This window comes from Erwinia typographi (assembly GCF_000773975.1).
Classification (GTDB): Bacteria; Pseudomonadota; Gammaproteobacteria; order Enterobacterales; family Enterobacteriaceae; genus Erwinia; species Erwinia typographi.
Genome location: NZ_JRUQ01000038.1, coordinates 65232 through 89029, shown reverse-complemented (window position 1 = coordinate 89029; position 23798 = coordinate 65232). Strand labels below are relative to the sequence as shown.

Genomic DNA, 23798 nt, shown 5'->3' with positions numbered 1-23798 from the left:
TAATTGTCAGGTGTTAAAACAGAAGCTGGCAAGCAGCGCCTGAAATTGTTGACTGTCCCCGTCCGTCAGTATCGCGGTGCACGACATAGTGAACACCAGAATATGGTTTTCAGACGTGTTAAATACCGCCTGTTGCTGGAAGACCCGCTTATCGTCACGCAGGTAGCTGGCATGCACACATTCACCCTGTAACAGGTTATCGCCGAGCACAATAGAAACACGTTCGGTCTGTTTCCAGCCTTTAAGATGCTTATGCATCAGCGTTAGCTGACGGTTGATATAGTCTTCCAGCGCTTCACCATCACTGAGGGTATCGCGGGAGAGGTTAAAGGCAGGCGTATTCTCACCGGGTAGGGTGAAGACGTTAACGGTGCGATCCTGATAGTGGTCAGGAAGGGTGATGCGGCCTTCGGTAAAAACGCAGAGAGGGAGATTATCAGGCATTAAGCAGCTTCCGTATGCTTCAGGACGGTTTAAGTGTGCCACAGGGTCAGATAGCTTGCTATACAGAGGTTTCATTTACTTATGGAAGGTAAATGTTCTGAGATAAGTATCGGTTCAGCAACAGGCTGATTCAGCAGATGCCCGCTTTCGGAGTGCAAAATCAGTCAACTAATCTCACATTTCATTAACTTATTGATCTGTATAATTGATCGATATTTGTATATTTAATAGATAATAACAATCAATAAGCTCTTATTGATCGGTTATTAATTGTCTAAATCGATCGATATATTTATTTTGATAGTTTATGACATATCTAATGTTATGGATTTGATCGATAAAAACGATATGACAGGCCCTTTGTTAAGATCAATTATATCAATTACTTAGAGTTAATCTGGCGAGGAAAAGAGCATATCAGAATGTCCATTTTGCGGTACAGAAGTCCAGGAGCATGTGTCAGTGTGCAGGGGATGTGGTGCTGAGAGGGTAAAAGGCTATGTCAGTCAGCAGACCATGAAAGGGCTGGTAGTTGGTGGAACCATCGTTGGTATTCCAGCGGGATTTGTCATGGCCTATCTCACCAAATCCACGCCAGTAATGGTGATAACTTTGCTCGCGTTAATGCTTGGTCCCTTACTGATTCAGAAATTGAAAACCAAAGATAAAGTCAGCTGGGTTCGTCCGACTGCACGTTAATGGCTTTGCCGACGCCAAGGAAAAACACCTCCACTCACTGCTCTGAATGAAGATGTCAGTTTAGTGAGTTTTTTTATGAAGCTGTACAGGTTAGTTAAAATGAAAAAAACGATTACGGCTCTGTTAGTCTCCACCACTTTCACGCTTGCAGGCTGCCAGCAACTCAACGACGTAACCGGGAAAGTAGGGGAGTCAATCAACTCTTCCTTATCTTCTCTGAGCGGGGCTTTAAGCCCATCAAACAGTAAGAGCACGACTCTGCCTCTGATAATCTTCCTGTGAACACCGTTAACGGTTTAGGCGTTATTTGCCGGGATTATGAAGCTAACGCGATGGCTAGTAAAAAGAACTGGATTGGTAAGAAAATCAGCATAAGTAATGCTACTGTGTTAGAAGCGCAGGAAGCCTACGATACCATGAAGTATCTTGGTGCTCAACGAGACCATAAAACCTACGCTATTATCTTCCAGACGCCTGATACGAACTATTGCGGTGGGGCTGTGCTGTTGTCTTACTACCTGGGTCAGGATGAAGATATCCTGAAAATCAGGAAAGGACAAAAGATCACGATTACAGGTGTTGTCTATGACATCGGCGACAGGACATTTAATACGCATAATAATGGTAATATGGCAGAAAAGGTGATAAAGATGCGTGATGGAGCAGTTCATTAAATGTACATGGCCTTTTCTAAAGACCATATAGTATTTAAAAGTTATAATTTAGAATGTGAATATAATTTATTGATATAGATATTATAAATTTAAAATATTTCTCCCATCCATGATGCTATCCCATCGAGTCATATCCGATTTGTTAATCAGAGCACAACTTTTAATTAATTGTTTTAAGTATTTATCCTGAAAATCAGATTTGTTAAAAGTGAGGATGTTATCGAGATTATACTTTTTGTATTTATCCTGTGCTTTTGTTACAAACTCAGGGCAAATCAAAACATTATCGCCAAGAGAAAAAATGATCGTCCCCTTAATAAATAGATATTTGTCGTTGGTTGAGGATGTTTCAATGTGAGTCCATACTGAGGTAGGGAACATATCATTTGTGTAATTTTGTTTTTTTAATGAATAAATGTGAGCATTACTCTCAATCACACCGATATTTTTTAGTGCGCCCCTTACAACGAGGGCTGAGAAGTTGGGAAGCAACAGCATTATAATAAAAAATAAAGTCAGCGAAGTTGTAATGAATAGTATTATATTGGTTTTAATGTGTGATTTTAAATTATTATCAGAAAAAAATACTATAGCTGGAAAGAACGCAATAAAAACCAAAATAAGCGAGATGGCAAAAAAAATGAAGAGTCCAGTATTACTATAAGCAGTACTAAGACGCAGAATGAATAACAAAGGTATTGTTATAGCCATGCCTGAATATAAAGAGAAAAAAGAAATTATACATTTTTCCTTAACGAAATTTTTATTTCTTATTTCTTTTCCTTTTTTATAGTAAATATGAGTTTTTTCTCTTTTCTTTGAGAGGAAATGAATTACAGCAAACGTAATGGGTGAAAACAAGAGGAGTGTTATGATAAAAATTTAATCCTGTATATAACTAGGAGTTCCATTTATTATGGAAAAAGCTATTATGGTTGCAATGTATAATATAGATATGCAACAAGAAATTAAAGGAATTTTATTGAGATTTATAACTCGTGAGAATTCATTATTCCATGTTAGAAAACACATTTGACATAGAATCATGCTTGGAAAGGAGAAAGTAAAGACTAATCCTAATGATAAAATAATAAATGATATAATTAAAGCAATCAAAGTTCCTTTGTCATTAAGAATAGATGGCAGGAGAACTAATTGTCCAATGTCGTTTAGGTATAGCCATAAAATAAAATAACCAGATGCTAAAAGTAATGGAAGGAAAGTGAATATTTCTTTTATTGGTTTTTTGTAGTCAATACTTATTGCCATTGTGAAAAATTCCTTCTCAATATTAATATATGGGATAAACAATTAAAAAATCATGTATACGATATATTGCATTTCATAGCCGCAATATTTTCTTGAGAAATCAATTTATTGTTCTTCATTTTTAACAGTGTCATTTCTCAAACGGAATAGTTTTTCGGGAGTTCGAATCGGAGAGCTAATAGTCAAAACTTGCCTTACCATCTCAGCAAAGGTTGGCAGATCACTATTGGGGATGTTGGGAAGCGCCATAGAGGTAGTAGCCTTTTTTGTACATATACCACTGTAAATATACTGTATGAAAAAACATATGTCTATCAATTAAGCACCTGAATAGTAAGTTTATTCGCCGTGCTTTTTCCATATAATCTGTAACTTATGTCTTGATTTTATTGGGTTTTTAGCAGGATTGAATTTTCTCGTTTTTTCGTCTCTTGGTAATGGAGGAAATGCAACAGATGCCGTAGGCCGGTTATTCCTGATTATGACTGGAGCATATTCGGGGTCAGGGTCACGTGAGTAGACAAGCGGGAGGGGCAAGTAATTGATAAAAAGCAAAAAACCAGACGCCGGTAGACATCTGGTTTCTTTAAATTTGGCTCCTCTGACTGGACTCGAACCAGTGACATACGGATTAACAGTCCGCCGTTCTACCGACTGAACTACAGAGGAATTGTTTCAACGGGGCGCATGTTATCGGCAGCCCCGTCTGATGTCAAAGGGCGAATGCAAAATTCGTGCGCGTTTGCTGGCAAAATCAACGATTCGGTGTTTTTCCCACCCCTCTGCACAAAATGCAATCTCATGCGCCAGATCTCACTTTGATCGGAATCCTTTGCCGATGTTAGAGGTGTGTCAAATTTTTGTGATTTGTTGATTCTAAAACAGGCGTTTCGGTGCTTTCATATTGAAAATTTCAAATTACGATGTTTTGAAATAAATGAACTGATTTATCGGGTGCCGGTGAGAACGTGATAAAAATGAAACCAGATTTTGAAATTAACAGCATGATAAAAAAAGACTAATTGAAAGGAGAGTTGGCAGCAATCAGGTCTTACCTTAAGCAAGAAAAAACCTACATCTCAATAAAGCCGTCGGTGAAGCTGTGTGAATGTAAAAGATATTTTTCATTCGGGGTCCCAGCCAGCCTGCGCAGACTAACGATAGAAAGGGCCAAACCATGAACGTGAAAAAAACGATTTTAGCATCGCTGTTAGTGTGTATGTTACCCGCCGCCGTTTTTGCCAAAGACCTCCAGGTTGGCGTCTCTATGGCGCTTTTTGATGACAACTTTTTAACCATTCTGCGCACTTCTATGCTGGCAGAGATGAAGAAAGACAATGTGAAAGGGCAGATTGAAGACGCGAAAGGGGATGTTTCCCAGCAGCTTTCCCAGGTGCAGAACTTTATCAGCCAGGGCGTCGACGCCATCATTGTCAACCCGGTAGATACCAACGCGGTCAAACCGATTATCGATCTGACCAGCAAAGCGGGTGTGCCGCTGATTTTCGTTAACCGCCGTCCGGCGGCGGAACTGACCGGCAAAATGGCTTATGTCGGCTCCGACTCTGAGCTGGCTGGTCGTTTACAGATGGAAGCGCTGGCAAAACGCATGGACTATAAAGGCAACATCGGCATTCTGCTGGGCGATCTGGCTAACGAATCCACCCGTGAGCGCACCAAAGGGGTTAAGGCTATCGTCGCTAAATACCCTGGTCTGAAAGTCGTGCAGGAACAAACCGCCAAATTTACCCGTAATGATGCGGTCGACGTGGTCAGCAACTGGTTGACGGCGGGCGATGATATTCAGGCAATTGCTTCCAACAACGATGAAATGGCTATCGGCGCGCTACAGGCCCTCGGTAAAAACGACGCCCACGTATTGGTGGCAGGCGTCGACGGCACGCCGGATGCGCTACAGATGATCAAGAACGGCAAAATGGTCGCCACGGTGTTCCAGGACGCTAAAGGCCAGGGCCAGGGCGCGGTGCAGACCGCCGTTAAGCTGGTGAACGGGGAAGACGTGAAGAAAGTGGTCGATATTCCGTTCCAGCTGATTACCAAAGACAACATGGCAAAATTTACCGGCATGAACCAAAAATAACCCCGCCGTACGGAGGTGAAGAATGGCCACATATGCGCTTGAAGCCGAAGGCATCAGCAAGTTTTTTCCGGGCGTAAAAGCATTGAGTAATGTCTCTTTACGCGTAAAGGCCGGAACAGTCCATGCGCTGATGGGCGAAAATGGCGCGGGCAAATCCACTTTAATGAAGTGCCTCATCGGGATTTACCGTCCCGATGAGGGGCACATTAAGGTTAAAGGAGAGCCGGTGCAGTTTATCGACACGATGGACGCGCTGCGTTCAGGTATCTCGATGATCCATCAGGAACTCAATCTGGTTCCCTATATGACCGTGGCCGAAAACATCTGGCTGGGGCGTGAGCCGATGAGGTTTGGTTTTGTCGATCACGGCAAGCTCAACAGGATGACTAAAGATCTGCTGAGCAAGCTCAATATCCGCCTGACCCCGGAGCAACTGGTCGGCGATCTGAGCATTGCCGCTCAGCAAATGGTGGAAATCGCCAAGGCCGTTTCATGGAATGCGGATGTCGTCATTATGGATGAGCCGACCTCGGCTCTGACCGAAACGGAAGTTTCGCATCTGTTTGCCATTATCCGTGACCTGCGCGAACAGGGTAAAGCCATCATCTATATCAGCCATAAAATGGATGAGATCTTCGCCATCACCGATGAGGTCAGCGTCTTTCGCGACGGGGCGTGGGTTGGCAGCGACAGTACCGCCAGCTATTCCCGCCAGTCGCTAATCACCCAGATGGTAGGACGCGAGCTGACCCAGCTGTTCCCTAAGTTTAATAATGATATCGGCCAGGACGTGCTGACCGTACGCAGCCTGTACAGGAAAGATGTGTTCCATGACATCAATTTTAGCGTCCGACGGGGCGAAATCCTCGGCGTTGCGGGCCTGGTTGGGGCGGGCCGCAGCGAGGTGATGGAGAGCCTGTTTGGCATGACCAGCCTCGACGGCGGTGAAATTCTGATTGATGGCGTACCGGTCAAAATTGATTCGCCTTCGACGGCCATTGAAAAAGGGCTGGCGTTTCTCACGGAGGATCGCAAAAAGTCCGGGCTGTTCCTGGTGCTGTCGGTGATGGAAAACATGAGCATCGTCAACATGCCGGAGTACAGCAGCAAAGGCGGTTTTGTCAGCCATGTCCAGATGGCGAAGGACTGCATGGAGCAAATCCGGCGGCTGAACATCAAAACGCCGACCATGGACCAAATCATTAATAACCTGAGTGGCGGTAACCAGCAGAAGGTGCTGATTGCCCGCTGGCTGCTGGCGCAGCCAAAAGTCCTGATCCTCGATGAGCCAACGCGCGGCATCGATGTGGGCGCCAAGGCGGAAATTTACCGTCTGATAAGCGAACTGGCGAACCGTGGCGTCGCCATCATTATGGTCTCTTCCGAACTGCCGGAAATTCTCGGCATGAGTGACCGGGTGATGGTGATGCACGGCGGTCGTATCACCGGCATCCTCGACAAAGAAGAGGCTGACCAGGAAACCATTTTGTCGTTGGCGTCCGAGTAAGGACGTAAGGTAACCCTATGAGTGACGTAAAAATGACTACGCAACAGCCGGCTCAATCGGCCTCCTTTTTCACCAGTCTGAAAGGTAAACTGCCGAAAGATACCGGTATTTTCATTGTCATGGTCGGTATTGCGCTGATCTTTGAAGCGTTCGGTTGGTATGTGCGCGATCAGTCTTTCCTGATGAACCCCAACCGTCTGGTGCTGATTATTTTGCAGGTGGCGATTATCGGCATCATTGCCGTGGGGGTGACCCAGGTCATTATCACCACCGGCATCGACCTCTCATCCGGTTCGGTTATTGCGCTAAGTGCCGTGGTGGCGGCCAGCCTGGCGCAAACCTCTGACAGCCTGTCGCCCGTCTACCCCTCGCTGGTTAATATGCCCGCCGTGGTGCCGATTCTCGCCGGAGTCGGCGTTGGCTTCCTTGCCGGGGTGATTAACGGCGTGCTGATTACCCGAACCGGCATTCCTCCCTTTATTGCTACGCTGGGGATGATGGTCTCGGCACGCGGGCTGGCGCAGTATTACACTCAGGGGAACCCTATCAGTTTCCTCTCCGATGGCTTCACCGCTATCGGACAGGGCGCAATGCCGGTGATCATCTTCCTGGTGGTGGCGGTGCTGTTCCACATCGCCTTAAAGCACACCCGTTACGGGAAATATGTTTACGCCATTGGCGGCAATATGACCTCGGCGAAAGTTTCCGGGATCAAAGTTAATAAATACCTGATTATCGTTTATACCATTGCTGGAGGTCTTTCCGGCCTGGCGGGCGTGGTGCTGGCGGCTCGCGTCAGCAGCGGTCAGTCCAGTATGGGGTTGTCCTATGAACTGGATGCGATCGCCGCAGCGGTGATCGGGGGCAGCAGCCTGATGGGCGGAGTAGGGCGCATCACCGGTACGCTGATTGGTGCGGTCATCCTCGGGCTGATTAAAAGCGGGTTCACCTTTGTCGGCGTGGATGCCTACGTGCAGGATATTATCAAGGGCATCATTATTGTCGCTGCCGTTTCGATTGATATGTACCGCAACCGCAAAAAGCGGTAACGTTAGTGGCTAACTGCTTCAGGGTCTGGGACGGGTTGTTCAGGCCCTTTTTTTGTCGCCGTGGTAACGGTTACATGCACGGCATAAGGCATTTCCTGCACCATCGCAGTGCGTTTCCCGCCTCAGCAATCACCGTCTGAAGATGAAAAAGAGTGATTAACCCTTAAGGGGTAATCAGATTCTCTTATTTTACCGCCTGTTAGCCATAAGCTGACCCTGATAACAACTCTTAAGAAAATTCTGGCACGTCCCTTGCAAATAGTCCTGTGCACCAGAATGAAAACTTATTTCTTACCGCCAGTGACAATGGCATTCGGGGATCCGTGACGGAGGCAACATGAACTTAAGACGACTCAAATATTTCGTGAAAATCGTCGATATCGGCAGCCTGACCCAGGCCGCTGAAGTCTTGCATATTGCACAGCCTGCGCTTAGCCAGCAGGTCGCGACGCTGGAGAATGAGCTGGACCAGCAGTTGCTGATCCGCACCAAGCGTGGCGTGACGCCAACGGAAGCGGGGAAGATCCTCTACTCTCATGCCCGCACTATTTTACGCCAGTGCGAACAGGCGCAAACGGCGGTGATCAACGCCGGACAGTCACTGAACGGTCAGGTTTCAATCGGGCTTGCGCCGGGCACCGCAGCCTCCTCGCTGACCATGCCGCTGCTGCAAACCGTGCGCGAACAATTCCCCGAAGTGCTGGTCTACCTGCATGAAAACAGCGGCGCTTCATTAAACGAAAAAGTGATGAATGGTCAGCTTGACATGGCGGTTCTGTACGATCGTGCGCCGACCGCTGGCATCACCAGTCTGCCGCTGATGAAAGAAGAGCTTTATCTGGTGGGCGCGACTGACTGCCCCGGACAGAGCGTAGACCTGGCCGACGTGGCGCTGATGAATCTGTTCCTGCCGCGTGACTACAGCGCGGTACGCAAGCGCGTTGACGAAGCCTTCTCGCTGCGTCGACTCAGCGCCCGAATTATTGGCGAAATTGAGTCAATCGCCACGCTGACCGCCGCCGTTTCCAGCGGGATGGGGGTGACCGTGCTGCCAGAATCTGCCGCTCGCTCGCTGGTCAGCTCTACCAACGCGTGGATGGCCCGCATCAACAGCCCAACGCTGAATTTGCCGCTGTCGCTGAACGTGTCTGCCCGCCTGCCGCTGTCTCCTTCTGCCCAGGCCGTGAAAAACATTCTGCTGTCGCTGCTGAACAAACCGGTAGTGGAAGATCGTGAACTGATGTTAGTGAGCTAGTCCCCTCCGTCGGGCGCGCTTTTGCGCGCCTCACTTCTTAGCACTAAAAAGCATATAAAACCCTTTTTTATTATTTGTTGATAACTCGTTGCCTCCTTAACATAAAGCTAACTAATATCGAGCGGAGAGGGGTAGGCGCGTGAATTTTCAGCAACTTAAGATCGTCAGGGAAGCAGCCCGCTGCGATTTCAATCTGACCGAGGTCGCCAATGCGCTGTTCACCTCTCAGTCTGGCGTCAGCCGTCACATTCGCGATCTGGAAGATGAGCTGGGCGTGGAGCTTTTTATCCGCCGGGGGAAACGCCTGCTGGGTATGACCGAACCGGGGAAAGCGCTGTTGACCATTGCCGAACGCATCCTGGACGAGGCCGGAAAGGTTCGCAGACTGGCAGACGTGTTTACCAATGAATCCAGCGGCGTGCTGACCATTGCGACCACTCACACCCAGGCACGCTACAGCCTGCCGAGAGTGATTAAAGCCTTCCGTGCGCTCTATCCCAACGTGCGCGTTGAGTTAAATCAGGGATCGCCTCAGGAAATCGTGGCGATGCTTTCAGCTGGCGAAGCCGATATTGGTATTGCCAGCGAGCAGGTGGTGAACAGCCCCGCGCTGGCGGCCTTTCCCTGGTTTAGCTGGCATCACGCGCTGCTGGTGCCGAAAGGCCATGAGCTGGAGCAACAGCAGCCCGTATCACTGGCGGTGCTGAGCCGTTATCCGCTGGTGACCTACCGGCAGGGGATTACCGGACGTTCCCGTGTGGATCGGGCGTTCCATTCCGCCAGCCTGAAGCCGGATATCGTGCTGAGCGCGCAGGATTCCGACGTGGTGAAAACCTACGTCGAACTTGGGCTGGGCGTTGGCGTACTGGCTGACCAGGCCTGCCAGCTGGATGAACATTCGACGCTGACGCGTCTTGATGCCAGGCATCTGTTTGAATCCAACACCGTCTGGCTGGGGCTGAAGCGCGGCCAGTTACAGCGCAACTTTGTCTGGCAGTTCCTGGAGCTGTGTAACGCCAATCTGTCGCTGGAAGAGATCAAACGGCAGGCGCTTTCTATTGACGTAGACGAACCGGCGATAGATTTTCAGATTTAATGTAATAATATACAGGGCCGCTGTAAAATGGCGGCTAATTCGTTTTATGGAATACCTGTCAGTTTTGCCACTTAATTATGCAATCAGTGAATATATAGCCTGAAGATCAGTCTTGATTATTTTTTAAATTTAATGTAATTAATTGTTTTGTTTTAATAAATCGCCCCGATGCCACCTGTCTTTAACGTTATATTAAAGAATACTCCCCGCGTAAAATCTCCCCAGCTTAAGAGTAACTGAATTGACGCGTTAATTTTCAGAAACTTATACTGCCGCCTGCATGAACTAACAAATCTCATTCACTCTCCCCGGAATAATATAATTTTGCATTGTGACTTATAAGGATATAGCCATTGAAAACTACAAAAAAAATATCGCATAAAATGACGGGACTTCTGGTCAGCCTGTGCTTGTGCCTGGCCTTTGTGGGTTCCATGGGGCTGTACAGTACGCTGACTATTCAGCGTCAACTGGAAGGTGTTTATCAGAATCAGGTGATCCCTTTGCAGCAGATTAAAACGATCTCCGATGCGTATGCTGTGTACATTGTTGACGCGGCGCATAAGGTTCGCGATGGCGCATTGACGCCTGCCGAGGGACTGGAAGGGATTAAAACGGCCATGCAGGATGTCGAGAGTAAATGGGGAGCCTATACCAGTACCAGTCTCAGCGGCGAAGAAAAGAGCCTGATCGATAAATTTATTCCGCAGCAGCGGATTGCCAATCAGGCCGTTGAACAACTGAAAGAACTGTTTCTTTCTGGCGACCGGGACAGACTGAAAGAGTTTACGGCCAACCAGATGTATCAGGCGCTCGACCCGCTGCTGGATGCCCTGACTGAGCTTATCGATTTACAGCTGACTCAAACTAAAATTGCCTATGAAACCAGCGTGAAGGAAGCGCATTTTGATGAGGCGATCGTTATAACGGTTTCGATCCTCTCGGTACTGGGGGCGATGGTGGCGGGTTACATGATCACCCATTCCATTACCCGGGCGCTGGGCGACGAGCCAGATGTGGCCGTATCGGTAGCAAGGCGCGTAGCGGAAGGGAACCTCACCGTGCCAGTCACCCTGCAACAGGGCAGCAGTCCTGAGAGCCTGATTTCCCAGCTCAAAGATATGCAGGCTAGCCTGCAACGCATCGTGGGTAATGTAAACCTGGGCGCCGGTGAAATTGCCACCGCATCGGCACAGATTGCGGAAGGCAATAGCGACCTGGCGAGCCGGACGCAGCAGCAGGCTAGCGCCCTCGAAGAAACCTCTGCCGCGATGGAGGAGCTGACCGCCACGGTTAGCCAGAATGCGCACAGCGCTCTCCAGGTTTCCGAAATGGCGCGCAATGCGATGTCGGTAGCCCAGACGGGCGGTGACGTGATGCAGGAAGTTATCGTCACCATGCGGGATATTGACGAAAGCGCCCGGCAAATCAGCAGCATTACCGCCCTTATCGATGATATCGCCTCGCAGACCAACCTGCTGTCTCTGAATGCCGCGGTAGAAGCAGCCAGAGCCGGAGAGCAGGGACGAGGGTTTACGGTGGTGGCTGGCGAAGTGCGCAGCCTGGCGCAGCGCTCGGCTGATGCGGCCAGACAGATTAAAACCTTAATCGACAGCAGTATGGGGCGGGTGCAGAAGGGATCTGAACTGGTGATCGGAGCGGGTGAAACGATGAACCAGCTGGTGACCGAGGTGAAAAATGTCGCGAAGCTGATTGACGAAATCAGCATTGCCTGCCGGGAACAGTCTCAGGGTGTGGAGCAAGTGGGGATTGCGGTGACGCATATGGATGAGGCCACTCAGCAGAATGCGACGCTGGTGGAAGAGATCTCCTCTGCGGCCAGCGGGCTGAATAGTCAGGCGCAGAGGCTGGTTCAGACCATGTCAGCGTTCCAGCTGCCGGAGAATAGTAAGGTTTAAGCTACATACGCTATCATGACTTCTGACCCAGGGGAGGAAGACATGATCATCCAGATCAACGCTATGCGTGAGGAGCATCTTGAGCAGGCCTTTGGCCTGACTCAGCAGTTAACGTGGCCACACCGTTTGGTCGACTGGCGGCAGGCGCTACAGTTGGGAGAAGGTGTGGTTGCGGAGCAGGAAGGCGAAGTGCTGGGAACCGCTTCCTGCTGGCGTTGGGGCAGTGACTATGCCTCACTGGGGCTGGTGATTGTGGCCGATCGGGCGCAGGGAAAAGGCCTGGGCAGACAGCTGATGCAGACGCTGCTGCAAAAGCTTGAGGGCTATACCGTGCGCCTGCACGCCACCGAAATGGGCATGCCGCTGTACGCGAAGCTGGGCTTTGCGATTACCGGCGGTATTGCACAGCATCAGTGCCGCGAGTTGGGAGAGGTTGATCCGATCGAGCCTGGGCCAGGGCAGCAGCTGCGCCTGGCAACCCCGGATGACCTTGAACTGATAACGGTCCTCGATCGTCAGGCTCACGGCCAGTATCGCAGTAACCTGTTCGCCAACCTGTTCGACAGCGCTGAGCGCATTCTGCTGCTGGAGGAACAGGGGAAGGCGGCTGGTTTTGCCTGCCTGCGCCGCTTTGGTCACGGCTATCTGATCGGGCCGGTTATCTGCCGCGACTTACCTCGGGCTAAAGTGTTAATCAGCACGCTGCTGGCCGGTTTAGCCGGGCAGTTTGTCCGTATCGATACCGATAGTGGCTATGGTCTCGGCGAATGGTTGAACAGCCAGGGGCTAATCATAGTGGACCGCGGGGTAACGATGGTTCGCGGCGTACCCTGGCAGCCTGATGGGATGCTGGCGTTCGGGCTGATGAGCCAGGCGATGTCCTGAAGCGGTAAAATCGCCACTCCCCACCGCTGCCTATAGCCATAAGAAACATTTGCGCACAAACCAACAAAGCGACGGCTCTGGTGAAGGGCTAAGCTTTGTTCACGCTTTATCCCCTCTGCGTTCGTGGCGGGGTTCTCATTTTCAACACAACCACATTGAGGATAACGACATGGCTATCGAAAAAGATCCCGTTTGGTTTATCACCGGCTGTTCAACGGGGTTCGGCCGCGAACTGGTAAAAGAACTGCTGAAAAAGAAGGTCAGGGTAGTGGTTACCGCCCGCGATAAAAGTAAAGTCGACGACCTTGTTTCAGGGGCGGAAGATCGCGCGCTGGCCCTGGCGTTGGACGTCACCGACAGCGGCGCAATTAAACAGGGCGTCGAGGCGGCGCTGGCGAAATTCGGCACCATTGACGTGCTGGTCAACAACGCGGGCTATGGCTATCAGACCTCGATAGAAGAGGGCGACGAGCAGGAGATTCGTGCCCAGTTCGATGCCAATGTTTTTGGCCTGTTTGCGATGACGAGAGCGGTACTGCCCGCCATGCGCAAGGCCAGAAGTGGGCATGTGATCAATATTACCTCCGTTGCTGGCCTGGTTGGCTTCCCTGGTTCGGGCTATTACTCCGCCAGCAAACACGCGGTGGAAGGCTGGTCCGATTCGCTGCAGGCAGAAGTCGGGCCGTTGGGCGTTCAGGTCACCTGCGTTGAGCCGGGCCCGTTCCGTACCGACTGGGCAGGACGTTCGCTGCGCCAGACGCCGAGCAAAATTAGCGATTACGCAGAAACTGCGGCTGCGAGGATGAAGGGAACCGCAGATAACAGCGGCAAACAGGCGGGTGATCCGGTTCGTGCGGCGCAGGCGATGATCGCTATCACTGAAAGCCGTGACGCGCCGCGCCATCTGGTGATGGGCGCCTGGGGCTACGATACGGTAACCGAAAAAATTAAAGCCCGCCTGAGCGAGATCGAGAGCTGGAAGGCGACGTCTGTAGGCACGGATTTCCCTAAAAACTAGCAAAACAACTTCAGCCCGATCGCCCTGGCCGGGCTGAAGAGACTGCCTGGCGGCAGCGGAGGAACTTCGTCAACGAATTCATCTCGCCGACACGCCGCCTTAACCCCGCTGTCATATTTTCACGTCACCATAACTGCATTGAAAAAGTCAGGTCGCCAGAGTTCACCCTCAGCGACGTCGCCTCTTCCCCTGCGATCGAGGATTTTTTATATGCTGAACCTGTCCAGACATCCGACCACTGTATATCAGGCTATCGCTGCTCAGCTGGAAGAGGAGCTGAGCCAAAACTATCGCTGTGGTGAATACCTCCCTTCTGAAAAACAGCTGGCGGAACGCTACGCCGTCAACCGCCACACGCTGCGTCGCGCGGTAGACGAACTGGTCAATAAAGGCCTGGTTCAGCGGCGGCAGGGCGTTGGCATCCTGGTGCTGATGCGTCCCTATAACTATCCGCTGCACTCGCAGGCGCGCTTCAGCCAGAACCTGCTGGAGCAGGGGAGCCATCCCACCAGCGAGCGCCTGCTCGCCGTGCTGCGCCCCTGTAATGCCGAGATCGCCGCCGCGCTCGGCCTCACCGAGGGCGACACGGTTATTCACCTGCGCACGCTGCGCCGCGTCAACGGCGTGCCGGTTTGCGTAATCAATCATTATCTGCCGGACCCGCGCTGGTGGCCGACGTTGCAGCAGTTTAGCAGCGGGTCGCTGCACGATTTTATGCAGCGGGAGCTGACGCTTTCGTTGTCGCGTAAGCAAACCCGCATCACCGCCCGTCGCGCTCAGGCCAGGGAAAGCAAGCTGCTGGAAGTGTCGCTGCATTCTCCTCTGCTGTGCGTCCGCACGCTTAACACCACCGGTGACGACCACCTGGCGGAATATTCCGTCAGCCTGACGCGCGCCGACATGATTGAACTGACGCTGGAGCACTAAATGGACCCAATCAAGGCAAGGCAGCGCTGGCTCTCGGTGCTGGCCCACAGCCAGCCCGACCAGTTGCTGGCTCACTGGCAGCCGCTGCAACTTCATCCGCGTTATGAACAGTTACGCGCGCCGGAAACCGGCCTGACCCGCCTGCAGGCGAGAATGGGGGGAACCGGTCGCCGCTTTATTCTTGGCGATACCGTGGTTACCCGCGCCGTGGTGCGTCTGGAAGATGGCGTCTGCGGTTACAGCTACGTTCTCACCCGTAATAAAGCACATGCCGAACTCTGTGCCCTGATCGATGGATTATTACAGCAAAGCAGCCACGCCGAGCTGATTCAGCAGACAATCATTGCGCCGCTGGCCGCCGCTCGTCAGGAGCAGCAAACGCTGCGCTCTCGCGAAATCGCCAGCAGCCGCGTCGACTTCTTTACCCTTGTCCGGGGAAATAACTCATGACTCTACTCGCCAGCTTTACCCACCCCGTTGCGGATTCGCAGCGTGCCTTCCGCCGCATTCTGAAAGCCATGAGCGAGCCTGGCGTGATGGTGTCGCTGCCTCAGCTGCCCGCCTGGGGCAACGCCTCTTCTGCGGCAACGGCGGTGCTGATGACCCTGGTAGACCGCGAAACGCCGCTGTATCTCGACAAGACCCTGCGCGACGACGCGCTGCTGACCAATCTGCGCTTCCATACCGGCGCGCCGGTCACCGAGCAGACCGACGCCCCCTTTGCTTTACTGCATCCCCGCTCCGATACCGCTATCGGGCAGTTTGCGCCGGGTGAAAACGTCTCTCCGGAAAAAAGCACCACGGTGATTATTGAGGTGCCAGCGTTAAACGGCGGCCTGACGCTGCGACTGAGCGGCCCTGGCCTGCTGGAGACTCGTGCGATTGCTCCGCAGCTGCCGGAAAGCGTGCTGCAATATCTGCGTGACCGCCCGCACACTTTCCCCCAGGGGATTGATCTGATCTTCACCTGTGGCGAAAACATGATGGCGCTGCCGCGCACCACCGACGTGAGGGTCTGCTGATGTACGTTGCCGTTAAAGGGGGCGAAAAAGCGATACAGGCGGCCCATCAGCTACAGGAAAACCTGCGCCGGGGCGCAGGGAAAGAGGCGTTGCAGTGTCAACAAATTGACCAACAGCTTGGGCTGGCGGTCGATCGCGTGATGACTGAAGGCGGCATCCACGATCGGGAGCTGGCCGCGCTGGCTATCAAGCAGGCGAGCGGCGATCTGGTCGAAGCTATATTTCTGCTGCGGGCTTATCGCACTACGCTGCCTCGCCTCGCCGACAGTCTGCCGCTGGCGACTGAGAATATGCGCCTGGAGCGCCGAATTTCTGCGGTTTATAAAGATTTGCCCGGTGGTCAGGTTCTCGGCCCAACCTATGACTATACCCATCGTCTGCTGGACTTCACGCTCTTGGCCGAGGGCAAAGCCCCGCAGGCTCCGCGTGCTGAACAGCCGCTGGACGCAAGCTGCCCGCATATGTTTGATCTGATGACCCGGGAAGGGCTGGCAGCGGAAGAGCGGGATGACGGCAGCGATCCGGTGGATATCACCCGCGCCCCGCCTTCCTATCCTTCGCCTCGTTCAGCCCGACTCCAGCAGCTGGTGCGCGGCGATGAAGGCTTTCTGTTGGCGCTGGGCTACTCCACCCAGCGTGGCTACGGGCGCAATCATCCGTTTGCCGGTGAGATTCGCACCGGTTATGTCACGGTGACAATTGAGCCTGAAGAGCTGGGTTTTCCGCTTGAGATTGGCGAAATTCTGCTGACCGAGTGCGAAATGGTCAACGGTTTTACCACTCCTGCCGATAAGGCGCCGCACCTGACCCGTGGCTACGGCCTGGTCTTTGGCCGCACCGAGCGCAAGGCGATGGCGATGGCGCTGGTCGACCGCGCGCTGCAAACCGACCAGTATGGCGAGCGCGTCACCAGCCCGGCGCAGGACGAGGAGTTTGTACTCTCCCACGCCGATAACGTTGAGGCGGCGGGCTTCGTTTCCCACCTCAAACTTCCTCACTATGTTGATTTCCAGGCCGAGCTTGAGCTGCTCAACCGCCTGCGTGCCGACTATCAGGAGAAGCACCGTGACTGAACTGAGCGGTTATAACCCCGGTTACCTTGATGAGCAGAGCAAACGAACCATTCGGCGGGCAATCCTCAAAGCGGTGGCGATCCCTGGTTATCAGGTGCCGTTTGGCGGGCGGGAAATGCCGATGCCGTACGGCTGGGGAACCGGCGGCATTCAGCTGACCGCCAGCATTATCGGCGAGCACGACGTGCTGAAAGTGATCGACCAGGGCGCGGATGACACCACCAATGCCGTCTCCATCCGGCGTTTTTTTCAGCGCGTCAGCGGCGCGGCAACGACGGAGCGCACGGTTGACGCCACGTTGATCCAGACGCGTCACCGCATTCCTGAAACGCCGCTCACCGAAGATCAAATTCTGGTTTTTCAGGTGCCGATCCCCGATCCGCTGCGCTTTATCGAGCCGCACGAGACCGAAACCCGCACCATGCACGCGCTGGAGGAGTACGGCATCATGCAGGTGAAGCTGTACGAAGACATTGCCCGCTACGGCCATATCGCCACCAGCTATGACTACCCGGTGAGGGTGAACGATCGCTACGTCATGGCCCCGTCGCCTGTCCCAAAATTCGACAACCCGAAGATGCATATGATGCCCGCGCTGCAGCTGTTTGGCGCCGGGCGCGAAAAGCGCATTTACGCGCTGCCGCCCTATACCAAAGTGGAAAGCCTGGACTTTGACGATCATCCGTTCAGCGTGCAGAAGTGGTCAGAACCCTGCGCAATCTGCGGGTCGCGCAGCAGCTATCTGGATGAAGTGGTGCTGGACGATCGGGGAACAAGGCTGTTCGTCTGCTCCGACACCGATTATTGCCATCAGCAACAAGAGGCGCAACAAGCATGATCAGCGAACAACCGCTGCTGGCGGTCAACCAGTTAACCCACCTCTACGCGCCGGGCAAAGGTTTTAGCGGCGTCTCGTTTGAACTCTATCCGGGCGAAGTGCTGGGCATCGTCGGCGAGTCCGGCTCGGGCAAAACGACGCTGCTAAAAGCGATTTCAGCACGGCTAACCCCGCAGCAGGGCGAAATTGTCTACCGGGGGCAGGCGCTTTATGCGTTGAGCGAGAGCGAACGCCGCCGCCTGCTGCGCACCGAATGGGGCGTGGTGCATCAGTATCCGATGGACGGCCTGCGTGCGCAGGTTTCTGCTGGCGGAAACATCGGCGAGCGGCTGATGGCGGTTGGCGAACGCCACTACGGCAACATCCGTGAAACGGCCAGCAGGTGGTTGCAGGATGTTGAGATCCCGCTGGCGCGGATTGACGATCTCCCCGGCACCTTTTCTGGCGGTATGCAGCAGCGCCTGCAAATAGCCCGCAACCTGGTCACCCATCCAAAGCTGGTCTTTATGGATGAGCCAACCGGCGGTCTGGACGTGTCGGTCCAGGCGCGCCTGCTGGACCTGCTGCGCAGCCTGGTGAGGGATCTCAATCTTGCGGTGGTGATCGTCACCCACGATCTGGGGGTAGCACGTCTGCTGGCGCACCGTTTGCTGGTGATGAAAGAGGGCGAAGTGGTGGAGAGCGGTCTGACTGACCGGGTGCTGGACGACCCGCACCATCCGTACACGCAACTGCTGGTCTCCTCCGTGCTGGGCTAAACAGAGAATAAATATGACTCTTCAACTTCGCGTCGAAAATTTGTCAAAAACGTTCGTGCTGCATAACCAGCACGGTGCGGAGCTTCCGGTGCTGCATAACGCCAGTCTACAGGTGGCTGCCGGTGAGTGCGTGGTGCTGCACGGCCATTCGGGCAGTGGAAAATCTACGCTACTGCGCTCGCTGTACGCCAACTATCTGCCGGACAGCGGCCATATCTGGGTTCAGCATCAGCATCAGCAGGAGTGGGTCGATCTGGTCAACGCGCCAGCCCGGCAGATCCTGAGACTACGCCGTGACACCATCGGCTGGGTGAGCCAGTTTCTGCGGGTGATCCCACGCATTTCCACGCTGGAGGTGGTGATGCAACCGCTGCTGGAGCGCGGGACGGATCGCCAGCAAAGCGAAGAACGGGCGAAGGCGCTGCTTAGCCGCCTGAACGTGCCTGCCCGGCTGTGGGATTTGGCCCCTTCGACTTTTTCCGGCGGTGAACAGCAGCGCGTGAATATCGCCAGAGGATTTATCGCTGATTACCCGCTGCTGCTGCTGGACGAGCCGACCGCCTCGCTGGACAGCGCCAACAGCGCCGCGGTCGTCAGCCTGATTGAACAAGCCCGCGAGCGGGGCGCCGCTATTGTTGGTATTTTCCATGACAACGCGATCCGCGAGCGTATAGCCAACCGTCTCCATGTTATGAACCCTGTTGCCGAGAGCGTTTTATGATCATCAATAACGTCAAACTGATTCTGGAAAATGAAGTGGTCAGCGGCTCGCTGGCGTGTGAGAACGGCGTGATTCAGGCCTTTTCCGACACGCCAAGCCAGCTGCCGCAGGCGATCGACGGCGAGGGCAACTGGCTGATGCCTGGCATGGTGGAGCTGCACACCGACAACCTCGACAAATTCTTTACGCCCCGGCCAAAGGTCGACTGGCCGGCACACTCCGCCATGAGCAGCCACGATGCGCTGATGGTCGCCAACGGTATTACCACGGTGCTGGATGCGATTGGGGTGGGGGACGTGCGTGACGGCGGCCACCGCCTTGATAATCTGCAAAAGATGATTGGCGCGATCCAGTACAGCGAGAAGCACCGCCTGAACCGCGCTGAGCACCGCATTCACCTGCGCTGCGAACTGCCGCACGACTCCACGCTGCCGCTGTTTGAGCAGCTGATGTGCACGCCGGAGCTGTCGCTGGTGTCGCTGATGGACCATTCGCCGGGGCAACGCCAGTACACCTCGCTGGAAAAGTACCGCGTCTATTTCCAGGGCAAGTACAACCTGAATGATACGGAGATGGATGAGTTCGAATCCAGCCAGCTGCGCTTTGCCGAGCGCTGGTCGCAGCCGAACCGGCAGGCGATTTCGGCCTGGTGCCGCCAGCACCGCATCCCGCTGGCCAGCCATGACGACGCCACGCTGGCGCACGCGGAAGAGTCGATGAGTATCGGTAGCACCATCGCTGAATTCCCGACCACCGAAGAGGCCGCGCAGGCCTCTCGCGAACGGGGTTTGCAGGTCCTGATGGGCGCACCGAACATTGTGCGCGGCGGTTCGCACTCCGGCAACGTAGCGGCGCACCGGCTGGCATCGCTCGGCATGCTCGATATCCTCTCGTCGGATTACTATCCTGCCAGCCTGCTGGACGCCGCCTTCCGGCTGGCACGAGATGAAAGCAATCACTACCAGCTGCCGGAGACGATTGCGATGGTCACCAGTAATCCCGCGCGCTCAATTGGTCTGACCGATCGCGGCGTGATTGCCGAAGGGAAACGGGCCGATCTGGTGCTGGTGACGCAGCATCAGCAGCAGGTCTACGTGAAGTCGGTGTGGGCGAAAGGTCGGGCCGTCTGGTGATGGCGAGGCTAATCTGGCTGATGGGCGCGTCGGGTTCAGGTAAGGACAGCCTGCTTGATGCGCTGCGGGAAACGGCGCCGCCGGGCGTGCTGGTAGCGCATCGCTATATTACCCGCGCGGCCGATGCCGGGGGCGAAAATCATATTGCCCTCAGCGAAACCGAATTTCACCGCCGTCGGGAGAAAGGGCTGTTCGCCATCGACTGGCAGGCGCATCAGCACCACTACGCGCTCGGGGTGGAAATCGATCTCTGGCTTGAGCAGGGGCTGGCGGTGGTGGTTAACGGCTCGCGGCAGCATCTGCCAGCGGTGGAGTTGCGCTATGGCAGCAGGCTGCTGCCGGTTTGTCTTCAGGTCTCGCCCGCGGTGCTGGTCCAGCGCCTCAGGCAGCGCGGCAGGGAAGGGGAAGAGCAGATTGCCCAGCGGCTGCGGCGGGCTGTCGAAGCGCTGCCGCCCGCCTCGTGCATGATGCTTAACAACGACGGCCCGCTGAGTCAGACGCTTAGCCAGTTTCTTACGCTGCTGGCCGATCCTGTGAATGGGCGATCCTGAAACCTTGCGGCGCGAGGCCAGGCCCGTAAGCGACAGGGCCTGCTCCTGCTGATGGAGTCATTCGGCTATGAAATTTACCTTTTCAGGCACCGGCGACGTGCGCCAGGTTCCGGTATTTGGCTGCTTTTGTCCGGCCTGCGAGCTGGCGCAGCAGCAGCCCGAACGACGGCGAGGGCCAGCCAGCGCGGTGATCCGCCACGACGGGCAGACCACGCTGCTGGACGCCGGTCTTTGCCATCTGGAGAAACAGTTTGCTCCCGGCGAGCTGGATCGCATTTTATTAACCCACTTTCATATGGACCATGTGCAGGGGTTGTTTGCGCTGCGCTGGGGAAAGGGGCCAAAAATTCCGGTTTACTGTCCGCCTGACGAGCAGGGCTGTGACGATCTCTATCGTCATCCCGGCCTGCTGGCGTTTCAGCCGTTCCTGCGGCCGTTCGACCCGCTGCCCTGCGGCACGCTGCTGGTCACCCCGCTGCCGCTAATCCATTCTAAAGTCACCTACGGCTATCTGATTGAACATCAGGGCAGGCGTCTGACCTACCTGACGGATACGGTCGGGTTGCCTGAGCAGACCCTGAGCTGGCTACAGCAGCGGAATTTGGATCATCTGGTGCTCGACTGTAGCTACGCGCCGGCCAACGACCCGCCGCACAACCACAACGATATCTCGCTGGCGCTGACGCTTCATCATCAGCTCTCGCCGGGACAGACCTGGCTGACGCATATCAGCCATGAGGTGGATAACTGGCTGGCGGAGAACGAGTTGCCGAACAGCGTGGCCGCGGCGTATGACGGGCTGACGCTGGAGATCTGAAATGTGGAGGGCTGCTCGCAGGCTGGTCCGGCAGCGGAATCGCTGCGTCTGAACACAAGATGTGGAACCGGCTATCGGCCCGCGTCATTTTTTCATCATCCCGGCGTCATTAAACTGTCACTGCGCTCGCCGTTAATAGGGCCCACAAGGCGTAACGCCTGGCTCACTACGGGAAAAATTATGGCACAGGCAATGTTAAAACCGGCCCCCGCTCCTGAGGTCACCCCACTGCGTTCGGCGCAGAAAAAAGTGCTTGCCGTGAAGGGGCTGGGCAAAGCGTATAACGCGCAGAGTCGCGTGCTGGACGACATCAATTTCGATCTGCACGCTGGCGAGCTGGTGGCGGTTGTAGGGCGTTCAGGTGCCGGTAAGTCGACGCTGCTGCATGTGCTGAACGGCACGCTGCCCGCTACCGCAGGTGAAATCCTTAATTACCGTGAATCCGGTCAGCAGCAGAATATCGTTGCGCTGAATGCCCGCCAGATGCGCCAGTGGCGAAGCGAGTGCGGGATGATTTTCCAGGACTTCTGCCTGGTCCCACGCCTCGATGTGCTCACCAATGTTTTGCTTGGCCGCCTCAGCCAGACTTCCACGCTGAAATCCTTCTTCAAAGTGTTCCCCGATAGCGACCGCGCTCGCGCCATTGGCCTGCTGGAGTGGCTGAATATGCTGCCGCAGGCGTTACAGCGTGCGGAGAACCTCTCCGGCGGACAGATGCAGCGCGTGGCGATTTGCCGTGCGCTAATGCAGAACCCGAAAATTCTGCTGGCCGACGAACCTGTCGCCTCGCTCGACCCGAAAAATACCCGGCGCATCATGGACGTGCTGCGTCAGGTGAGTGACAACGGCATCAGCGTGATGGTCAACCTGCACTCGGTTGAGCTGGTGAAAGAGTACTGCACCCGCGCCATTGGCATTGCCAAAGGGCGGATTGTATTTGACGGGCATCCGTCGCAGTTAACAGAAGATCTTCTCCATACGCTGTATGGCGAAGAAAGAGCGCAACTTAACTAAGACCTTTTTTGGGGATACGGACTCAGCAATGAAAAAATTATTCTTATCGGCACTTCTGGTCAGCGTAATGGCATCTGGCGTTGCTCAGGCTGCCACGCCAAAGGAACTGAACTTAGGCATTTTGGGTGGTCAGAACGCCACGCAGCAAATTGGTGATAACCAGTGCGTGAAAACCTTCTTTGATAAAGAGTTAGGAACCGACACCAAACTGCGCAACTCATCCGACTACTCTGGCGTTATCCAGGGCCTGCTGGGCGGTAAAGTGGATATGGTGCTGAGCATGTCGCCATCCTCTTACGCTTCCGTTTACCTCAACGATCCCAACGCGGTCGAGGTGGTAGGGATTGCCGCTGATGACAGCGATAAGTCTACCGGCTACCACTCCGTGGTGATCGTCAAAGCCGACAGCCCGTACAAAAAGCTGGAAGACCTGAAGGGTAAATCGTTTGGTATGGCTGACCCGGACTCCACTTCCGGCTTCCTGATCCCGAACCAGACCTTCAAGAAAACCTTCGGTGGCTCGATTGACGACAAATACAACGGCTTCTTCTCCAGCGTGACCTTCTCCGGCGGTCACGAACAGGACGTGTTGGGCGTACTGAACGGTCAGTTCGAAGGCGCAGTGACCTGGGCCTCGATGATTGGCGACTACAACACTGGCTACACCGCAGGCGCGTTCACCCGCATGATTCGTATGGACCACCCGGACCTGATGAAGCAGATCCGCATTATCTGGGAATCGCCGCTGATCCCCAACGGCCCAATCCTGGTCAGCAACAAGCTGGATGCTGATTTCAAAGCGAAGCTGATTACCGCGATCAAGAAACTGGATACCAGCGACCACGGCTGCTTTATCAAAGCGATGGGCGGTACTCAGCATATTGCGCCGGGTACCGTGGCGGATTACCAGAACATTATCGATATGAAACGCGAGCTGACGAAGGCGCGCTAACCCGTAGCGCCTGTCTTGCCGGGGCGGGACGGGCGCCACCTTGCGTGTGCGGAAAGTTTTATGGGCCGCTAGCGGT

Annotated in this window: 24 protein-coding genes and 1 tRNA gene; 22 read left to right on the top strand and 3 right to left on the bottom strand. The window is 54.1% G+C overall.

Annotated elements, in window-relative coordinates:
- Window positions 1-6: 6 nt before the first annotated feature.
- Window positions 7-444 carry a DcrB-related protein gene (locus NG99_RS12635; protein WP_034893112.1) on the bottom strand — a complete coding sequence of 146 codons (438 nt, stop codon included), beginning with the start codon at window positions 442-444 and terminating at the stop codon, window positions 7-9.
- Window positions 445-906: 462 nt separating this feature from the next.
- Here NG99_RS12635 and NG99_RS12630 point away from each other — a divergent pair, with 462 nt between their 5' ends.
- Both NG99_RS12630 and NG99_RS12625 read left to right on the top strand, forming a co-directional pair.
- A complete protein-coding gene (locus NG99_RS12630) occupies window positions 907-1143 on the top strand; it encodes a hypothetical protein (RefSeq protein WP_157032624.1) in 237 nt (78 codons plus the stop codon).
- Window positions 1144-1421: 278 nt separating this feature from the next.
- Window positions 1422-1817, top strand: coding sequence for a hypothetical protein (locus tag NG99_RS12625; protein WP_232298292.1), 396 nt, complete (start codon window positions 1422-1424; stop codon window positions 1815-1817).
- An 81-nt stretch (window positions 1818-1898) separates the two neighbouring features.
- Here NG99_RS12625 and NG99_RS12620 read toward each other — a convergent pair whose 3' ends face one another.
- Complete coding sequence (locus tag NG99_RS12620; protein ID WP_034893106.1) at window positions 1899-2678, bottom strand: hypothetical protein; 780 nt, start codon at window positions 2676-2678, stop codon at window positions 1899-1901.
- Window positions 2679-3679: 1001 nt separating this feature from the next.
- Window positions 3680-3755: transfer RNA gene (locus NG99_RS12615), tRNA-Asn, on the bottom strand.
- A 508-nt stretch (window positions 3756-4263) separates the two neighbouring features.
- On the opposite strand from NG99_RS12615, the gene NG99_RS12610 reads away from it, so the two are divergent.
- From NG99_RS12610 to phnD, 20 genes are all read left to right on the top strand, one after another.
- Entirely contained in the window at window positions 4264-5187 is a 924-nt protein-coding gene (locus NG99_RS12610; RefSeq protein WP_034893103.1) for a sugar ABC transporter substrate-binding protein, read from the top strand.
- 22 nt (window positions 5188-5209) lie between these two features.
- Complete coding sequence (locus tag NG99_RS12605) at window positions 5210-6694, top strand: sugar ABC transporter ATP-binding protein (protein ID WP_034893100.1); 1485 nt, start codon at window positions 5210-5212, stop codon at window positions 6692-6694.
- Between the two features lie 32 nt (window positions 6695-6726).
- A complete protein-coding gene (locus NG99_RS12600; protein WP_408606407.1) occupies window positions 6727-7743 on the top strand; it encodes an ABC transporter permease in 1017 nt (338 codons plus the stop codon).
- Between the two features lie 337 nt (window positions 7744-8080).
- The gene (gene nac, locus NG99_RS12595; protein WP_034893095.1) at window positions 8081-8998 is read left to right on the top strand and encodes a nitrogen assimilation transcriptional regulator NAC; all 918 of its coding nucleotides are present in this window, start codon (window positions 8081-8083) and stop codon (window positions 8996-8998) included.
- Window positions 8999-9137: 139 nt separating this feature from the next.
- A complete protein-coding gene (gene cbl / locus NG99_RS12590) occupies window positions 9138-10094 on the top strand; it encodes an HTH-type transcriptional regulator Cbl (RefSeq protein WP_034893091.1) in 957 nt (318 codons plus the stop codon).
- Between the two features lie 353 nt (window positions 10095-10447).
- On the top strand, window positions 10448-12013 hold the full coding sequence (locus NG99_RS12585) for a methyl-accepting chemotaxis protein (RefSeq protein WP_198138769.1): 1566 nt from the start codon (window positions 10448-10450) through the stop codon (window positions 12011-12013).
- A gap of 42 nt (window positions 12014-12055) precedes the next feature.
- Window positions 12056-12898: a GNAT family N-acetyltransferase gene (locus tag NG99_RS12580; protein WP_034893088.1), complete on the top strand. Its 843-nt coding sequence runs from the start codon at window positions 12056-12058 to the stop codon at window positions 12896-12898.
- 169 nt (window positions 12899-13067) lie between these two features.
- Window positions 13068-13916, top strand: a complete 849-nt coding sequence (locus NG99_RS12575) for an oxidoreductase (RefSeq protein ID WP_034893085.1) — start codon at window positions 13068-13070, stop codon at window positions 13914-13916.
- A gap of 210 nt (window positions 13917-14126) precedes the next feature.
- On the top strand, window positions 14127-14843 hold the full coding sequence (gene phnF / locus NG99_RS12570) for a phosphonate metabolism transcriptional regulator PhnF (RefSeq protein WP_084110513.1): 717 nt from the start codon (window positions 14127-14129) through the stop codon (window positions 14841-14843).
- On the top strand, window positions 14844-15293 hold the full coding sequence (phnG, locus tag NG99_RS12565; RefSeq protein WP_034893083.1) for a phosphonate C-P lyase system protein PhnG: 450 nt from the start codon (window positions 14844-14846) through the stop codon (window positions 15291-15293). It begins immediately after the preceding gene.
- Complete coding sequence (gene phnH, locus NG99_RS12560; RefSeq protein ID WP_034893080.1) at window positions 15290-15865, top strand: phosphonate C-P lyase system protein PhnH; 576 nt, start codon at window positions 15290-15292, stop codon at window positions 15863-15865. Before phnG ends, phnH begins: the two co-directional genes overlap by 4 nt.
- Window positions 15865-16938, top strand: a complete 1074-nt coding sequence (locus NG99_RS12555) for a carbon-phosphorus lyase complex subunit PhnI (protein WP_034893077.1) — start codon at window positions 15865-15867, stop codon at window positions 16936-16938. The genes phnH and NG99_RS12555 overlap by 1 nt, the downstream gene beginning before the upstream one ends.
- Entirely contained in the window at window positions 16931-17776 is an 846-nt protein-coding gene (locus NG99_RS12550) for an alpha-D-ribose 1-methylphosphonate 5-phosphate C-P-lyase PhnJ (RefSeq protein WP_034893074.1), read from the top strand. Before NG99_RS12555 ends, NG99_RS12550 begins: the two co-directional genes overlap by 8 nt.
- Entirely contained in the window at window positions 17773-18534 is a 762-nt protein-coding gene (gene phnK / locus NG99_RS12545; protein WP_034893071.1) for a phosphonate C-P lyase system protein PhnK, read from the top strand. The genes NG99_RS12550 and phnK overlap by 4 nt, the downstream gene beginning before the upstream one ends.
- Window positions 18535-18547: 13 nt before the next feature.
- The gene (gene phnL, locus NG99_RS12540; protein WP_034893068.1) at window positions 18548-19255 is read left to right on the top strand and encodes a phosphonate C-P lyase system protein PhnL; all 708 of its coding nucleotides are present in this window, start codon (window positions 18548-18550) and stop codon (window positions 19253-19255) included.
- Window positions 19252-20388, top strand: coding sequence for an alpha-D-ribose 1-methylphosphonate 5-triphosphate diphosphatase (gene phnM / locus NG99_RS12535; RefSeq protein ID WP_034893064.1), 1137 nt, complete (start codon window positions 19252-19254; stop codon window positions 20386-20388). The genes phnL and phnM overlap by 4 nt, the downstream gene beginning before the upstream one ends.
- Window positions 20388-20939, top strand: a complete 552-nt coding sequence (gene phnN / locus NG99_RS12530; RefSeq protein WP_034893189.1) for a ribose 1,5-bisphosphokinase — start codon at window positions 20388-20390, stop codon at window positions 20937-20939. Before phnM ends, phnN begins: the two co-directional genes overlap by 1 nt.
- A gap of 67 nt (window positions 20940-21006) precedes the next feature.
- Window positions 21007-21756 carry a phosphonate metabolism protein PhnP gene (phnP, locus tag NG99_RS12525; protein WP_034893061.1) on the top strand — a complete coding sequence of 250 codons (750 nt, stop codon included), beginning with the start codon at window positions 21007-21009 and terminating at the stop codon, window positions 21754-21756.
- 180 nt (window positions 21757-21936) lie between these two features.
- Window positions 21937-22770 (top strand): phosphonate ABC transporter ATP-binding protein, encoded by an 834-nt coding sequence (phnC, locus tag NG99_RS12520; protein ID WP_034893058.1) that lies wholly within the window; start codon window positions 21937-21939, stop codon window positions 22768-22770.
- A gap of 28 nt (window positions 22771-22798) precedes the next feature.
- Window positions 22799-23722, top strand: a complete 924-nt coding sequence (phnD, locus tag NG99_RS12515) for a phosphonate ABC transporter substrate-binding protein (protein ID WP_034893054.1) — start codon at window positions 22799-22801, stop codon at window positions 23720-23722.
- The last annotated feature ends 76 nt before the right edge of the window (window positions 23723-23798 follow it).

Coding starts and splice junctions, on each gene's coding strand:
- phnH (WP_034893080.1), top strand. CDS start 15,290: ATGACTCTACTCGCCAGCTTTACCCACCCCGTTGCGGATTCGCAGCGT.
- phnD (WP_034893054.1), top strand. CDS start 22,799: ATGAAAAAATTATTCTTATCGGCACTTCTGGTCAGCGTAATGGCATCT.
- NG99_RS12600 (WP_408606407.1), top strand. CDS start 6,727: ATGACTACGCAACAGCCGGCTCAATCGGCCTCCTTTTTCACCAGTCTG.
- NG99_RS12605 (WP_034893100.1), top strand. CDS start 5,210: ATGGCCACATATGCGCTTGAAGCCGAAGGCATCAGCAAGTTTTTTCCG.
- phnN (WP_034893189.1), top strand. CDS start 20,388: ATGGCGAGGCTAATCTGGCTGATGGGCGCGTCGGGTTCAGGTAAGGAC.
- phnL (WP_034893068.1), top strand. CDS start 18,548: ATGACTCTTCAACTTCGCGTCGAAAATTTGTCAAAAACGTTCGTGCTG.
- NG99_RS12635 (WP_034893112.1), bottom strand. CDS start 444: ATGCCTGATAATCTCCCTCTCTGCGTTTTTACCGAAGGCCGCATCACC.
- phnG (WP_034893083.1), top strand. CDS start 14,844: ATGGACCCAATCAAGGCAAGGCAGCGCTGGCTCTCGGTGCTGGCCCAC.
- phnF (WP_084110513.1), top strand. CDS start 14,127: ATGCTGAACCTGTCCAGACATCCGACCACTGTATATCAGGCTATCGCT.
- NG99_RS12555 (WP_034893077.1), top strand. CDS start 15,865: ATGTACGTTGCCGTTAAAGGGGGCGAAAAAGCGATACAGGCGGCCCAT.
- nac (WP_034893095.1), top strand. CDS start 8,081: ATGAACTTAAGACGACTCAAATATTTCGTGAAAATCGTCGATATCGGC.
- NG99_RS12575 (WP_034893085.1), top strand. CDS start 13,068: ATGGCTATCGAAAAAGATCCCGTTTGGTTTATCACCGGCTGTTCAACG.
- phnP (WP_034893061.1), top strand. CDS start 21,007: ATGAAATTTACCTTTTCAGGCACCGGCGACGTGCGCCAGGTTCCGGTA.
- NG99_RS12610 (WP_034893103.1), top strand. CDS start 4,264: ATGAACGTGAAAAAAACGATTTTAGCATCGCTGTTAGTGTGTATGTTA.
- NG99_RS12580 (WP_034893088.1), top strand. CDS start 12,056: ATGATCATCCAGATCAACGCTATGCGTGAGGAGCATCTTGAGCAGGCC.
- phnC (WP_034893058.1), top strand. CDS start 21,937: ATGGCACAGGCAATGTTAAAACCGGCCCCCGCTCCTGAGGTCACCCCA.
- phnM (WP_034893064.1), top strand. CDS start 19,252: ATGATCATCAATAACGTCAAACTGATTCTGGAAAATGAAGTGGTCAGC.
- phnK (WP_034893071.1), top strand. CDS start 17,773: ATGATCAGCGAACAACCGCTGCTGGCGGTCAACCAGTTAACCCACCTC.